This is a genomic window from Calothrix anomala FACHB-343 (genome assembly GCF_014696435.1).
Classification (GTDB): Bacteria; Cyanobacteriota; Cyanobacteriia; order Cyanobacteriales; family Nostocaceae; genus Aulosira; species Aulosira anomala_A.
Genome location: NZ_JACJQG010000011.1, coordinates 1 through 15,630, shown reverse-complemented (window position 1 = coordinate 15,630; position 15,630 = coordinate 1). Strand labels below are relative to the sequence as shown.

Sequence of the window (15,630 nt, the reverse complement as noted above, 5' to 3'; positions counted from 1 at the left end):
CGCGTTAATTCTCAATATAGATAGTTTTGTGATTTATGAAAGACAATGAATCTCACTTGTATCCTCCGGAGCAAAAATGTACTTAAAACATTCATCAAAAAGCGATCGCAAACAGCGTAAACCTCAACAGCCTTTAATTTTAGCAGTAGAAGATAATGATGATAATTTATTGTTGATGGGTTATGCGCTGGAATCGCTGGGTTGTAGATTCATTTGTCAATCAGACAGTATCAATACTGTAGTAGTAGCAAAAGAGTACCAACCAGACTTAATTATGTTGGATATTTTATTGCCAACTATCAACGGTATTGAGATGGTGCGCTATTTAAAACAAGAACCCTTAACTCGCCACATTCCGGTTATTGCAGTGACAGCATTAGCTAGCCAAGAGGATCGCGCCAGAATTCTCCAAGCGGGTTTTGATGCTTATTTAAGCAAACCCTACATGATTGATGAATTAGAAATAGTTATTCACAAATTACTTAGTAAAACATGTCATTAATTCATAACTCCTTCTTTGCCTAACTTTGCGTTTAAATTTAAAACCTCAATCAGCTACCATTCAATCATAATCACCATTACTGGATACGTAGTGATAGGGGCTAGGGAAGAGAGATTTTCATATTTGGTTGTGAGATTTTTTCGTGAGGGGCTAATTAGTAAATTAACAACTGACAAATGACAAATGACAAATGACAAATGACTATTCTAAATTTTTCGGTAAGCGAACTGTAAATACACTACCTTCACCTAATACCGAACTGAGTTCAATAGTACCGCCATGTGCTTCAACAATTCGCTGAGATAAATGCAATCCTAAACCGCTACCGGAACGTTTATTTCTACCTTGGCGAAATCGCTCAAAAATACTGGCTTGATCTTCTGGTGCAATACCATAGCCTGTATCTTTTACCTCAATGGTTAAATAATCAGAATTTTCTTGTTTATCTGGTTGTTCTGAAAGCTTAATTTCTACACTTCCTGTATCTGTAAATTTAATTGCATTACCTACTAAATTACTCAAAACTCGGCGTAATTCTAGGTTATCACCCATAACTACACCAGCCTTGTCTCCCAAATTATCTAATTCTTGGGTATCTAATTTGAGGGTGATATTTTTCTCCATCGCTAAAGGAGTGAGTTCGCTAATTACTTCTTGCGCTGTTTCTTTGAGATTGCAACTTTCCCAATTTAAAGTCTTTTTACCCGCTTCAAAGCGCGAAACTTCTAAGAGGGTATTTACCATTTGCATTAAATTTTGATTACTGCGAATCATCACGCCAATGGCTTGTTTCATTTCTGGCGAAATTTTACAGAAGGTGTCTTCCATAAATAAATTCAGCATCCGATCTGCAGCTACTAAAGGTGTGCGCAAATCATGAGTTAGACGAGAAACAAAGTCTTCCCGTTGACGCGCCATCTTTTTTTGTGCATCCAAACTGTGCTTTAAACGCAATAGCGATCGCACTCTGGCTAGTAGTTCATCTGTATCAAATGGTTTGCGAATAAAGTCATCAGCACCGACATCTAAACCTTCAACAACGCTAGATTCGTGAAACGCTGTAATTAACAATATAGGAATATAGTTTTTATTACCTAACAGTTCTCGAATTCGCCGCGTGACTTCATAGCCATCAATTCCTGGCATCATCACATCTAATAAAATTAAATCTGGTGGCGATTCGGCAACTTTTTCTAGAGCTGTCATTCCATCGGATACTAAATCAATTTCATAGCCTTCGCTTTCTAAAATTGTTTGCACCAAAATAAGATTATCTATAGTATCGTCTACAGCCAGAATTCGATCTATTTGAGAATTTTCGCGAACAGACATGATTGATAACTTATATATTTTTACAATTAATTACAAGTAACTTTATAAATTAAATTTAGCAGAACTTACTGATATTTTGCTTGATTTTTCCTGAGATGAATGTTGGTGTTGGTTAGGTTGTGGCTGGGAAGGATGTTGATGCTGGCTCGGTTGATGAGAGACAGGATGGGGATTTTCCGCAGTACAAAAAATATAATCGCTATCTAACTTTAATGCCGCATCATCAAATGCTGTATTTGACAATGTTACCTGCCGTGGTAATTCAATTCTAAACAATGAACCTACCCCCAGTTGACTCTTAAGAATGATTTTACCACCCATCATTCTGACTAATGAATCAACAATTGCTAAACCTAAACCAGTACCGGGATATTTGCGCGTAATACTTTGATCTACTTGGCGAAAAGCTTCAAAAATGAGTTTGAAATCGCGAGATGCGATACCAATACCTGTATCCCGCACGCTAATTGCTACTTTATTATGAGGAATTTCACTCACTTCTACCCAAATATTTCCTGACTCTGTAAATTTAATGGCGTTGGAAAGTAAGTTAACTAAAATTTGTTGCAAGCGATTTGCATCATTAAAAATTAACGGATCGGCTAAATTAATATCAACTAATAAAGATAATCTTTTTGCTTCTGCTAAAGAACGGATATCGGCTACTGTGTTTTCAATTATTCTTGGTAAATCGCATAATTCTGGTTTTAGCTCAAACCTTCCTGCTTCTAATTTAGAAAAATCTAAAACTTCATTTAATAACATCAATAAATGCTTCCCATTATTGAGGATACGTTCTACCATATCCTTTTGTTGATGGGTAAGTTGTCCAAATTTAGGCCGCAGCAATATTTGCGAAAAGCCAATTATAGCATTCATTGGCGTGCGCAATTCATGGGATATAGTGGCCAAAAATTGCGATTTTAGCCGCGATGCTTCTAATAATCTTAAATTTTGCAGATGAATTTGTTGCCGTTGTCTTTCGAGTTCTTCATGTTTACGAGTTAGTTGTTCGTGACTTTCTTTAAGTTGCTGATTAGCCAAAGCTGTCTGCATTTCCGCACGGTGAACTCGAATTGCATTCCGCAAAACTTGCGCTACTCTTTCGGAAGATACTCTAGCTTTAGATATATAGTCTGTAGCACCTGCTTTAATTAACTCGACAGCAATTTGTTCCTCTCCCAATCCAGTTAGCACGACTATAGGAACTTTAATTTCTAATGAGCGTAACTTTTGAATTAAAGTTAAGCCATCTGCATCTGGTAGACGATAGTCTAGAAACACGCAGTCATAGGTAGTATTTCTTAAGGTATGGATCGCATCATTGCAGACGCTTACTTCTGACAGTTCTAAGGGTACACCTGCTTGAATCAGGGCACGACGAACTATCATGCGATCTACTTCATCGTCGTCTACAACTAATATTTTCAGCGTCTCTTCCATCGGCTTTTATTTTCGCTGTCAGATACAGGTTGATGTTTAGCATTACCGATTTCAAACTGTTAAATTAAATCATTTTAAATTTGAGATTGAGTAATGCTTATTATTTATAATTCATCAGTGTTGCTGTTAATTCCCAAGCTCTAATTTAAAAAATCTGGTCACTGCTCTTTGGGTAAGGGTTAACTCTGCCAATTTGAGATTTTTCAATATCAAAAGTTTGCTATTTGTATTTAGTCCTTTTCAGGGCAGGATTTGTTTTTTATATTGCCACGGGACATAATTATGGGATAAATTAAATTTTGTCCACTTTCGGCAGGTTTAAATCTATTTAATATCTTTGACATTAGCTGTATTTTCCTTTCTTTGTAGTTTGTGAATTACTTGCTGAAAAATTTACTTGATGCTATTTTCTACTTAGTTGGGTTAACTTAGTTGTATATTAAGTATTAAATACCTCTTGATAGTAGATACATCTGGTTGAGAAATAGAGATTATCCAAAACCTCTATTAAGAATTAACTAAATTTAAGCTCTTTTATCATCAGCAATTAATCAAAAGTTAGTTATTAAACCTCCATAGCAAACTTAGCCGATGCATAGTAACTTCAATTACTTGCATCAAGCTTCAAAACAATTCTAAATAAACAGCTTAGACGCTGTCGTCAGTCATTGGTGTGAGTTGCATAATAACTATTATGTACCATAAGCCTGAGCAATTTTACTCATCAGGTTGCTTGAGTCAGGGACTAGGGGCTAGAGGCTAGGGGCTAGCTGAAATAAGATATATATTGCTAAGTATTTTATTTTACTTCTGGCAGTTGCCACAATATTTTTGGCGATCGCGGATTGCTCAAGTCTACCAGAAGATAAAAATTTTGTGATGTTTCTCTACAAAATCATAGAAGTATCATCTGCTGTGGCGAAGATAAAATTCGGAGAAAATATAGTTTGTAATTTTATTTATTGTAAATTTTTGATCGTAAAAATATTGGATTATGACACATTACTAAAATTGCATAATTTCTAGTTACAGCTAGGAACAATAAAGAATTTTGTAGACTTACCTCTAGCCTAGATACCTCAACAGCAGTTACTTTCCCAAAAAAATCTCCTCCCTACGGCGCTAATTATGCTAGATAATCCTAATAAGTAAATATGTAAACCACTGATGTTATATCTGCTTCAAGCTTGATGAGTCCTCACTGGGTAAATAAAGCCAACAGACTGCAAAAACCATGATTATGTCTCAATATTTCAATTTATCTCGTAAAATATCTATACATCTTTGGCTAGATATTTACATCTATCGCTAACTGAAAATCATAAATTTATTATTTCTATCGGTGGATGCACGGTAGTCTAAATATCATCTATCTTTGGTTTGGTAAAAAGAAATAAAGACTTTAGATAAGTTAAGTATTTCCCAAACTGGAGCTAAAAAACGTGAGCGTTGCAATGAGTGAAATTAGTATTATTTTAATTGAAGATCACGACCTTACCCGCATGGGGCTAAGAGCTGCACTCCAATCGCAGACGGGCGTGAAAGTTATCGGTGAAGCAGCAAATGCTACCCAAGGATTGAAGCTGTTAGAAACCGCTAAACCAGATGTAGCGGTGGTAGATATTGGCTTACCGGATATGGATGGGATTGAACTCACCCGCAAATTTAAGCGTCAGCAAGCGGAAACTGGCCAAGCCACCAAAATCCTGATTCTGACAATGGATCATACAGAAGATGCTGTACTGGCGGCTTTTGCGGCTGGGGCTGATTCTTATTATATGAAAGAAACCAGCATCACCAGATTAACAGAAGCGATCCAAGCAACTTATACTGGTAACTCTTGGATCGATCCAGCGATCGCTAACGTAGTTTTACGGAAAATGCGCCAAGGTATACCTGGTGAAGCCAATAACAGCGATAAACCCAAGACTGTGAAAATAGAAGCTTTGGCTTCAGAGTACGAGCAAGTTTTAGAAACCTACCCCTTAACCCAGCGCGAACTCGAAATTTTGGAATTAATTGTTGCTGGTTGCAGCAATGGCCAAATTGCCGAAAAACTCTATATTACAGTCGGTACAGTTAAAACCCACGTGCGTAACATCCTCAACAAACTCTGCGCTGATGATCGTACTCAGGCAGCAGTTCGCGCCTTGCGCTCTGGTTTGGTGGGATGAGGAAGTTTGGGAGACAAGGGAAGGGGGACAAGGGAAGGAGGACAAGGGAAGGGGGAGAAATTATCAATGCCCAATGCCCAATGCCCAATGCCCCATGCCCAATGCCCCATGCCCCATGCCCAACTACAATTTTGATTGTAAACATTCGGCAATCCGGCGCGCTGCACCTGGTTGACCCATGCGCCGCAATCCGTTGTCGGCGATTAATTGCAAGGTATCAGGATTTTTGAAGAGAGATTGCACTATTTTGGCAACTTGTCCTGGCTGGTCTACTAAAATTAGAGATGGCCCTAAAAGACGACTTTGCGCTTCAGCAAAACCGGGGTTGTATTGAGGCCCATCACCAGGAATAGCGATCGCAGGTTTTCCTAAACCAACAAATTGTTCTGTTGCGGTTCCAGCCATTGCGATCGCCAAATCTGCCAAATGCAAGCAGTCGTTATAAGCATTTTGCGTCAAAACTAAATATGCATTTTTTTGCTTAAATGTCAAGCAATTAGAATCGCCAAGTTGCACCGGAGGTTCTGCATGGGGTCGCCAGCCTTGGGTGGTGAGGGTTTGGGTTAAAGTGGTAAAATCTAAACCTGGGGCGATCGCGCCTAAGAATACCACTGTACTATGGGTGTGAAAGACAGAATTGCGATCGCGGAAACTGGCGATTAATGCAGACACCGCAACCATAATAGTTTCCCAGTTATTATAAGCTTCTGGCGCACGGGAACCAGGCAGCAAAGTCACAACCAAAGGACGATTGATTTCTTGCTGTTGTAAATCCGCAGTGTAAAACCGTCCTGTAGGAAAAGAAGGTTCTAAACCATCCATCATCGGATTACCAAAATCAAAAGCTGGAACTTGGAACTTTTGTAATATTTCCGTAGTCAAGGAATCTCTAGGAAATACAGCGCGACAACGGGGACGACTCATTAACCAGCGTTCCCAAGGATGATAAATCGAACCGGAAAAGTTTTCCCACTTTGCGCCTTTATTTTTACGTGGTAATAATCCACCTTCATCGCGGACATAATATTCTGATTTCGCTGTACCTACAAAAGCATAATTAGCGCCGCTAAAAGTAGCAAATAATAGCGGTACAATATCGCCTACTGCTAAAATTCCCGTGCGATTACCTAGTTTTTTTTGTTGGTTTACCCAACGGCGAACAGCTTTAATTTGACTTAAGGTAAGTTGTAATAAACCACCACGCACATCTTTGACTAATTGGCGACTATCCATATAGACAAAACCGCCAGAAGGCATATTCCGCACCGAACCTATCAACGGCACATCTAATTTTTGGTAAGCATGTCCTTCACCCACCAGAGGTAGCACATAAATATCTGGTGGGTTTGATTGTTGTAATAATGCTTGCAAAATTCTGACGGCAATTATATCTTCACCATGACCATTACTTAATACCAGTAATTGCAACCGCGCAGCCGATGATTGTGATGGGAATGCTACAGATAAAGAAGATAGATCGCTCATGAGAAACAAAAAATTATAATTAAATGTCTATGTAGAAAAGAGGAATGAATGGGGATAAAAATAGCTTAAGCAGCTGGAAGTTACTATTATCCTCACTGACTCACCTGACTACGATTAATTACCAGTAAATTAGGCAACATAGGCTGAATATTATGCGAGTTTCTTCTGCTGCAATTTTTACTTTAGCGACATTGGCGGCTAATAGCGCCACTCAGCAAGCAATGGCTGCACCTACTACAAACGCCATTCCCACTGACAAACCAAGTAATGTGGTAGTTCCGGTAGTTGAAGAAACGCCAGCCCGCAAAGAAGCAGTTTCAGCACCGGAAACCGTAATTTCTCAACAATTTTCGCAAAATCCTGTATTGTTGCCCAGTGGTGTTGGTCATAATTCCTCAGGGATAGGGGATAAAGGGAAGGGGGACAAGGGGGAGAAAAAGAATTTACAGGTTGTGTTACCTGTTGCTTCTTCTGTGGCTGCTGTTTCTCAGGTAAAGGAGATACAGGGGAATTCTAAAGTTACAGTCGGGAAAATACAAGCTCAACAAGTTACCCCAACGCCTAAACCTGTAGTTTCTCCGGCTACTAATCCAGCTACTAATCCGGCTACTAATATTGACAATAATTTAGTAGTTACAGCCACAGATGTGCAGATATTGGGCGCAAGTGCGGAATTACAGCAAATAGTTCGCAAAGTCATTAAAACCCAAAAAGGGGGAGATACCAGTCAAAGTCAGTTACAAAAAGATGTGGCGGCAATTTTAGATACAGGTTTATTTACCAGTGCGACTGTAAATAGCCGAATTACGCCTGCGGGGATGAATGTATCGTATCAAGTACAACCAGTAGTAGTGCGATCGCTCCAACTTTCCGGGGCGAAGGTGCTAACCTATCAAGTGGCGCAAAGTTACTTTCAGCCGCAAATCGGGACTGTAATTAGTCCGGCGACACTCCAGCAAGCAGTACAACAAATTAATAAATGGTACGCCGATAACGGTTATAATCTCGCTAGGGTGCTATCAATTAAACCCAACCGCGAAGGCATTCTCAATATAAATGTTGCCGAAGGCTTGGTAGGCGATATCAAATTCCGGTTTATGAACGACGATGGTAAAACCGTTGATAGCAAAGGTAACCCTGTCACCGGACGTACCAAACCCGATTTTATCCGCCAACAACTTAAACTCAAACCCGGTCAAGTATTCCAAGAAAATGCTGTCCGCCAAGATGTGCAACAGCTATATCGTACAGGCTTATTTGAAACTGTGAATGTAGCTTTAGAAGGGGATGCAAACAAGGTAGATTTAGTTTACGAACTCAAAGAAACCGGGGCGCGTGCGGTAAATGTAGGCGGTAGTTACAACGCTGACCAAGGTGTATTAGGCACAGTAACATATCAAGACCAAAATGTAGGCGGCGTTAACAATACCTTAGGTTTAAATTTAGGCGTCGGCTTGCGAGACTTTCAATTTGACACCAGATATAGCAGCCCCTATCGCCAAACCAACCCCGATCGCTTAGGATACACCATTAATGCTTTTCGGCGACGGGAAATATCGCAAACCTTTGACGATGAAATTCCTTTAGCCAATGGCGAACAAGCCAGAGAAGGGAGAATTGGCGGTAGTATTAGCTTTCAAAGACCGATAGATGATTGGGATACATCCTTAGGATTTAACTATAATCGCATCAGTATTCGCGATCGCCAAGGAAATATCGCCGCCAAAGACGCCCAAGGAAATACCCTCACTGCTAGCGGTACAGGTATTGACGACTTAACCACAGTATCATTCACCGCTACCCAAGACCGCCGTAATAATGCCCTCAATCCTACCCAAGGTTCCCTGCTGAAATTAAGTACAGAACAATCAGTTCCCGTTGGTCAAGGCAATATTTCCATGAATCGCGTGCAAGCGAATTATAGCCAATATTTACCAGTAAATTTATTTGGCAGTCAAAAACCCCAAGTATTTGCCGTTAACGTCCAAGCCGGGACAGTTCTCGGAAATTTACCACCTTACGAAGCCTTTAACTTAGGCGGTGCTAACTCAGTACGCGGTTACAATACCGGCGCAGTGGGTAACGGACGCAGTTATGTTTTAGCCTCAGCCGAATATCGCTTTCCCATCGTCTCTGCTGTGGGAGGAGTGTTATTTGCTGACTATGCTTCAGACTTAGGTTCTGGTAACACAGTTTTAGGAGATCCCGCCGGGGCAAGAAATAAACCCGGTAACGGCTTTGGTTACGGCGCAGGAGTCCGCCTAGATTCACCCCTGGGAGTACTCCGCGCTGACTACGGAGTCAATGACCAAGGAGAAAGCCGAGTTCATTTTGGTATAGGACAGAGGTTTTAACATTGGGCATGGGGCATTGGGCATTGGGCATTGGGCAGAGACGCGATGAATCGCGTCTGTACAAGAGTCATTTGCTTCCTTGTCCCCCTTGTCCCCCTTGTCCCCCTTGTCCTCCTCATCCCTTCTACTTGAAAAAACCTACTCTGCTTCTCCAATGAGAGTAAAAGCTGCCCAATCAACGGGATTCGGATTATTTTTCATCGTCGTCAGCATCGCCTGTCGCAGCGCTTGTGCTTTGTCAGTGCTTTTTTGGAGATTTTGATAAAATTCCGTCATTAGTTGTGCTGTGGGCGCATCTGGAACCGACCAGAGCGATACTAAGACGCTGGGTACACCAGCACTAATTAAGGAACGAGATAAACCAATTACCCCATCCCCAGAAATGCGTCCGCGTCCGGTGTCGCAAGCGCTGAGAACGACTAATTCCGCGTTGAGTTTTAAATCGAGGATTTCTGAGGCTGTTAATAAACCATCATCTTTAGCGGATGGAGTCAAGGCAATACCGCTATTTAATCCTTGAATATCATCAAATATGCCGTGGGTTGCTAAATGCACAAATCGCGCTTGGGGTAAACGCTTAACTACAGTTGCTTCTGTGGCTTTGTTGCCGATGAGAGGTTCGGTTTTAAGTAAGGAGCTAATTGCATTTGCTTCTTGTTCTGCACCAGGTAAAGGTTGTAATTGTTGCGGAGTTTCGCCAATTTTTGGGGTAACAAAAGGCATGGTAGGATTACCAACAATCAGCGTATCTTTTCCTTGCATGGGTTGTGTCCCGATGCGTTGTTTCTGTTTGCGGGTTAAGTCTAAAACCTGAATTGATGGGGATGTGAGAATAGTGTGTTTTTCAATCAGGTATTTACCGTTTGCGTCTTGTAATGCAGCGAAGGGGACGAGGAATAAGGAACTTTGGGGAATGAAGATAACTCTGTCGTGAGAATTTTTGGGTAATAAGTCAGCGATGGGGTTAATTAATAATTCGTGTAGGCGTTTTAAATTGTTTTTTGCTTCAGGTGCATTGGGGTTGTAAGTTACAAAGATGCCACGAAAAGCTGTACCTCTTGCACCAATGGAGTTGCGACTGGTGGTAACGAGGTTGTCAAGAGTTGTGTTTTCGTTTTGCCACAAAGGTTTAAGGTCAGCTTTGCGGAAGGTAACTTCACCTGTGGGTTTAATTACCCAAATGTAGAGTTCTGATTCTTTGGTTTCTTGTTTACCCTGAATTTTGAAGTCATCATAAATAATTGAATATTCAACGAGAGTAGCATTCTGTTTTTTGGCGATTTGTTGCAGCAGTGATATTGTAGGTTTTTCTGTGATTTGACCTATATTTTTACCAGACAAGCGTGAAGTTAATAACTCCACAAATGCCCTAGAACGTCCCCGCTCAGAAATTTCTAATGCTTCTTTGGTTTTATTCTGAGCAATTAGGACTTTTTGTAGTGTGCGATAAGTTTTAGATTGCTCCTCAAAAATTGATACTTTGTAGCTATCATTGCCACCCAATTTTCCCCTGATAGATTCTAGTACCTCAACGCCAGCGCGGAGAATTTTTTCTGCTTCTGCGAATTTACCAGATTTTTGAAGGACAGATCCTAGATTATTCAGATTTTGTCCTTCTCCAAATAGGTCTTTAATTTTGCGGGAGATCGCCAAACTCTGCTGCTGGTAATCAATCGCCTTGGCGTAATCTCCCAGGGCATAGTAGATATTTCCTAGATTACCCAGAGTATACCCCTCACCTTTGCGGTCTTTAATTTCGCGGGAGATCGCCAAACTCTGCTGCTGGTAATCAATCGCCTTGGCGTAATCTCCCAAGTCATAGTAAGCAAGTGCTAGATTACCCAGAGATTTACCCTCACCGTTGCGGTCTTTGATTTCTCGTTTTATTACCAAACTTTGCTGCTGATAATCAATCGCCTTGGTATAGTCTCCTAGTGTTTGATAAACGAGTCCTAGATTGCCCAGAGATTGACCCTCACCGTTGCGGTCTTTAATTTCACGGGAGATCGCCAAACTCTGCTGGTAATACTCAATTGCTTTGGTGTATTCTCCCAGATAAGAGTAAGCAGCTGCTAGATTACCCAGAGATTGACCCTCACCGTTGCGGTCTTTAATTTCACGGGAGATCGCCAAACTCTGCTGCTGATAATCAATCGCTTTGGCGTAATCTCCCAAGTCTCGGTAAGCATTTCCCAAATTGCCCAGAGATTGACCCTCACCGTTGCGGTCTTTAATTTCACGGGCAATCGCTAATCTCTGCTGCTGGTAATCAATCGACTTAGTGTAGTCTCCCAAGTTTCGGTAAACAGTTCCCAAATTCCCCAGAGCATTTCCCTCTACCTGGCGGTCTTTGATTTCGCGGGCGATTACTAAACTCTGCTGGTGGTAGTCAATAGCCTTGGCGTAATCTCCCAGAGAATTGTAAGCATTTCCCAGAGTGCCCAGCGCCGCACTTTCCCCTTGGCGGTCTTTGATTTCACGGGCGATCGCTAAACTCTGCTGCTGGTAGTCAATAGCCTTAGCGTAATCTCCCTGGGAATAGTAAACAATTCCCAGATTACCCAAAGCATTTCCCTCTCCTTGACGGTCTTTGATTTCGTGGGCGATTACTAAACTCTGCTGGTAGTAGTCAATAGCTTTGGGGTAATCTCCCAGAGAATTGTAAGCATTTCCCAGATTACCCAGAGCATTTCCCTCCCCTTTGCGGTCTTTGATTTCACGGGCGATTACTAGACTCTCCTGGTGATACTCAATTGCTTTAGCGTAGTTCCCCAAGGCATGGTCAGCAAGTCCCAGATTGTCCAAAATCGCACGCTCACCCTGACGGTTTTTGATTTCCCGCACTATTATCAGCGCCTGTTGCCAAGACTGTAATGCAGTTTCAAATTGACTGCTTTCATATTGCTGAATACCTTGTTGAAACAATCGGTCTGCTTCTAGCATGCGAGGATCATTTTCACTTTGAGCCAACTGTAGCCATTTCTGAGCAAATGCCTCTAACTTAGGATCATTGATTTGTTTAGCAATCGCTAAACCTTGCTCAAGAGAAGCGATTGCACGAATTTTGTCTCCTAGAGAAAGATAAACACTGCCTTGAAGCGTCAATATCCTTCCCTCTCCTTGGCGGTCTTTAATTTCACGATAAATAATTAGCGCCTCTTGGAAAGTCTGTAATGCCGCTTTAAATTCACTCATATTAAACTGTTCACCACCTTGCACAAACAATCGGTCTGCTTCTGCTTTGCGGTCTGCTGGTGTTTGCGCCAATACCTGCGATGGCTGGAATAATGAAGGCAAATTGGCGATGGGTTGTGAAACAGTCAAGATGAGAGTGATTAATACAGTTAAACTAAGTTGGCGATCGCGCATGGTTGGTATTTACAGTTAGGAGTTTCCATCCTGGAAGGGGAAAATATACAAACATATATCTCTCATCGGTGGGAAGATATGCAAAATTCAGCAACCCACAGCCGTTAATGCTAAAAATTTCACGATCCGTTTGCCAGCAACTGTCAATGATGGGGTTGAAATCTTGAAGATTCGAGTTTTGAAGCTGAAGTTCCGCCTTCCGAACTCGAAAGGTCGAGTTTTGAAGTTGAAGTTCCGAGTTCTGAACTCGACCTTTCGAGTTTTGAAGCTGAAGTTCCGAGTTCAGAACTCGACCTTTCGAGCTTTGAAGCTGAAGTTCCGAGTTCAGAACTCGACCTTTCGAGCTTTGAAGCTGAAGTTCCGAGTTCTGAACTCGGCGTTTCGAGTTTTGCAGCTGAAGTTTCAAGCTCTGATGTCAAATTGTCGGGTTTTGCAAATGAAGTTTCAAGTTTTACACTCAAAATTTTAAGTTCTGTAGGATTTACGCATCAACAATCAAAACTACGGTAAATCAAGGCCTTCATTGAAAGCGGCGGGAAACTCCGATCCGTGGGTGGAGATTGGTAATTTCTTCGCCATGCCCAAAAACTCCATCCTGAATTGAATGGGCAACAGCCAATGAATACAGATGGTAAGCTGGACAGTACATAACAGTTAAATCGGTCAGGAACCTCAGCCTAAAGGCATGAGGCTTGAAAGAGTAATAACTTCCAACTAAAAAAATATTCCATCGCTGTGTATGCAGAGGAAGCAGAGGAGGCAGAGGAGAAAGAATCTACCACTGTGAAAATGGGATAATTTATTTTCTGGAAGTCGCTAGAAACAGGCAATTTCGCAGATTGCAGCCAATTTTTTCCGAAAATAAGTTCTAATTTGACTTAACCATAGCTTTAAAGTCGTTCAGGCAATTGGCAATGTATTATGAAAAAGACAAAACTCTTGCCATAATAGGGAGGTTTTCCCACTGAGGGGAGAAGCGATTTCTTTATAATTGCTTTAAAACTCAGGACTCAGTACTTATCTGCTCACTTCGGACTAAGGACTCAAAACGCAAAAATCTTTATGTTAGCAGGTACAACTTTACAGGGTGGCAAATATACCCTAAATCAAGAAATCGGGCGTGGTGGCTTTGGAATCACGTTCAAAGCTACGCATCATTACTTAGGTCAGGAAGTAGTGATCAAAACTATTAATGAACGGCTGCGACAACATCCTGATTTTGCCAAGTTCGAGCGCCAATTCCAAGATGAGGCGAGAAGATTAGCTACTTGTGTCCACCCCAATATTGTGCGGGTGAGCGACTTTTTTGTCGAATCTGGGCTGCCTTACATGGTAATGGAGTACATTCCTGGGGATACCTTGGGGGATGCATTTGTCTTACCAGGGATACCTTTACCAGAAGCTACCGCTATCCATTACATTAGGCAAATTGGCGCAGCTTTACAGGTTGTTCATAATAACGGTTTACTACATCGAGATGTGAAACCGGATAATATTATTTTGCGCCAAGGCACTCAGGAAGTAGTGCTGATTGATTTTGGCATTGCGCGTGAATTTAATGGCGGTGTGAGACAAACTCACACGGGGATGGTTTCGGAAGGTTATTCCCCCATTGAGCAGTATTTAACCCAAGCACCGCGTACACCCGCTACAGATGTGTATGGCTTGGCAGCTACATTATACGCATTATTAACCGCCCAAGTACCCCTGCCGGCATTATTGCGCGATCGCGAACAAATGCCAACTCCCCGCGAACTCCAACCCCACCTCAGTGCTGCTGTTAACCAAGCAGTGATGCGGGGTATGGCGGTAGAATCGCGTTTTCGTCCCGCCACAGTTACCGAATGGCTGAAACTGCTACCCGGTGAAAGCACAAATACAGTACCCCAATCTGTACCTACCCACACAGTCGCCACTATAAATTTATCGCTACAAGAACAGGACGAATTTTTTACCAGAACTACCAAAAAATATGTCGATCCATCATTTGCGATCAATAATGCTAAATTGCTGGCTCAAAAACTAGCAAAATCTAAAGTATTTATTGGTACAACTGTTGCCGTTGTCGCAGCTACCGCAGGTTTTGGTATTACTAGTATGCTGCCAAAATCTCAGCCCCAGTCACCAGAAAAGCAGCTATTTGCCGAGCCAACTCTCGAAGCTAGCCCGAACCCGCAAACACCAGTGGTGAACTCCACACCAGATGAGACAACTAAAGAAGCGCAAACAACTTCTGCTAGCGAAACTACCCCCGTTTCTACTTCCTCACGCCGCAGGCGCAATCGTCGCGTTTATCAAGAAGAATCTTCTAGCTCTTCTAGCCGTAACCGACGTTCTCAAGAACAAGAACAATCAACGCCCCGTCAAACCCCAGAAAAATCCTCCCCTGCGCCGGAAGTTTCGCCCTCTCCCTCGCTAGTGGAAAAATTACGCGCAATTCGCACAACTCGTTCTCGTAAGCCTACACCAGCAGCATCACCAACAAATAACTCACCTGCTGTTCCTAACAATTCTGCACCGCCAAAATCAGAAAAACAGTCTAACCCTGTAGTCGTTCCCCAAGCGCCAGTAGAATCTAAAAGTTCGGCTCCTGCGCCTGTAGTAGTACCTACCCAAGAGGTAAAACAAAATTTTAGTGATAATCCTTCATCAAAAAGCGAGAAGCCAGCAGAATCAACTTCCGAAACGAATAATTAGCTAATTATCTCCGATTAAAATTTCATATAAATCAGATATTTTTATACATTGCCCTTCCCGCAATGAAGTATCTACTTGGGGATTAATAACATTTGTCTAAATTCCAGCTACAGATAATTCTCCCCCTATCCCCTACCCCTTTTCCTGTGGGGTGAATTCAGGGATTTCCATCTAGACCTCCGCAAGGGTACTCCCGCCACACCGAAGGTTGGCGGTGAGGGGAATTGCGGGACAATTGGAGGGGTTCGATACCCCTTCAATTGTCAGGATTATT

9 protein-coding genes are annotated in these 15,630 nt (G+C 41.8%); 4 read left to right on the top strand and 5 right to left on the bottom strand.

All coding sequences use genetic code 11. From position 1 onward, the window contains the following. The first annotated feature begins 76 nt into the window (after window positions 1–76). A complete protein-coding gene (locus tag H6G08_RS08125; protein WP_190540333.1) occupies window positions 77–502 on the top strand; it encodes a response regulator in 426 nt (141 codons plus the stop codon). Between the two features lie 201 nt (window positions 503–703). Here H6G08_RS08125 and H6G08_RS08120 read toward each other — a convergent pair whose 3' ends face one another. Both H6G08_RS08120 and H6G08_RS08115 read right to left on the bottom strand, forming a co-directional pair. After that, a complete protein-coding gene (locus H6G08_RS08120; protein WP_190540331.1) occupies window positions 704–1,834 on the bottom strand; it encodes an ATP-binding response regulator in 1,131 nt (376 codons plus the stop codon). Between the two features lie 42 nt (window positions 1,835–1,876). After that, on the bottom strand, window positions 1,877–3,277 hold the full coding sequence (locus tag H6G08_RS08115; RefSeq protein ID WP_190540329.1) for an ATP-binding response regulator: 1,401 nt from the start codon (window positions 3,275–3,277) through the stop codon (window positions 1,877–1,879). A 1,454-nt stretch (window positions 3,278–4,731) separates the two neighbouring features. On the opposite strand from H6G08_RS08115, the gene H6G08_RS08110 reads away from it, so the two are divergent. After that, window positions 4,732–5,451, top strand: a complete 720-nt coding sequence (locus tag H6G08_RS08110; protein WP_096645749.1) for a response regulator transcription factor — start codon at window positions 4,732–4,734, stop codon at window positions 5,449–5,451. 123 nt (window positions 5,452–5,574) lie between these two features. Here the strand turns inward: H6G08_RS08110 and H6G08_RS08105 are convergent, their stop codons facing one another. Next, window positions 5,575–6,936, bottom strand: a complete 1,362-nt coding sequence (locus H6G08_RS08105) for a lipid-A-disaccharide synthase-related protein (RefSeq protein WP_190540327.1) — start codon at window positions 6,934–6,936, stop codon at window positions 5,575–5,577. 152 nt (window positions 6,937–7,088) lie between these two features. On the opposite strand from H6G08_RS08105, the gene H6G08_RS08100 reads away from it, so the two are divergent. After that, window positions 7,089–9,290 (top strand): BamA/OMP85 family outer membrane protein, encoded by a 2,202-nt coding sequence (locus H6G08_RS08100; RefSeq protein ID WP_190540325.1) that lies wholly within the window; start codon window positions 7,089–7,091, stop codon window positions 9,288–9,290. Between the two features lie 138 nt (window positions 9,291–9,428). Here the strand turns inward: H6G08_RS08100 and H6G08_RS08095 are convergent, their stop codons facing one another. Both H6G08_RS08095 and H6G08_RS08090 read right to left on the bottom strand, forming a co-directional pair. Beyond that, window positions 9,429–12,659, bottom strand: coding sequence for a CHAT domain-containing tetratricopeptide repeat protein (locus tag H6G08_RS08095; protein WP_190540323.1), 3,231 nt, complete (start codon window positions 12,657–12,659; stop codon window positions 9,429–9,431). A gap of 143 nt (window positions 12,660–12,802) precedes the next feature. Further along, window positions 12,803–13,120, bottom strand: coding sequence for a hypothetical protein (locus tag H6G08_RS08090; protein ID WP_190540321.1), 318 nt, complete (start codon window positions 13,118–13,120; stop codon window positions 12,803–12,805). 601 nt (window positions 13,121–13,721) lie between these two features. Here H6G08_RS08090 and H6G08_RS08085 point away from each other — a divergent pair. After that, window positions 13,722–15,356 carry a serine/threonine protein kinase gene (locus tag H6G08_RS08085; protein WP_190540319.1) on the top strand — a complete coding sequence of 545 codons (1,635 nt, stop codon included), beginning with the start codon at window positions 13,722–13,724 and terminating at the stop codon, window positions 15,354–15,356. Window positions 15,357–15,630: the final 274 nt, after the last annotated feature.

Bases quoted from the DNA above. Each gene is read 5' to 3' on its own strand.
- H6G08_RS08125 (WP_190540333.1), top strand. From the start codon at position 77: ATGTACTTAAAACATTCATCAAAAAGCGATCGCAAACAGCGTAAACCT.
- H6G08_RS08085 (WP_190540319.1), top strand. From the start codon at position 13,722: ATGTTAGCAGGTACAACTTTACAGGGTGGCAAATATACCCTAAATCAA.
- H6G08_RS08120 (WP_190540331.1), bottom strand. From the start codon at position 1,834: ATGTCTGTTCGCGAAAATTCTCAAATAGATCGAATTCTGGCTGTAGAC.
- H6G08_RS08100 (WP_190540325.1), top strand. From the start codon at position 7,089: ATGCGAGTTTCTTCTGCTGCAATTTTTACTTTAGCGACATTGGCGGCT.
- H6G08_RS08115 (WP_190540329.1), bottom strand. From the start codon at position 3,277: ATGGAAGAGACGCTGAAAATATTAGTTGTAGACGACGATGAAGTAGAT.
- H6G08_RS08095 (WP_190540323.1), bottom strand. From the start codon at position 12,659: ATGCGCGATCGCCAACTTAGTTTAACTGTATTAATCACTCTCATCTTG.
- H6G08_RS08110 (WP_096645749.1), top strand. From the start codon at position 4,732: ATGAGTGAAATTAGTATTATTTTAATTGAAGATCACGACCTTACCCGC.
- H6G08_RS08105 (WP_190540327.1), bottom strand. From the start codon at position 6,936: ATGAGCGATCTATCTTCTTTATCTGTAGCATTCCCATCACAATCATCG.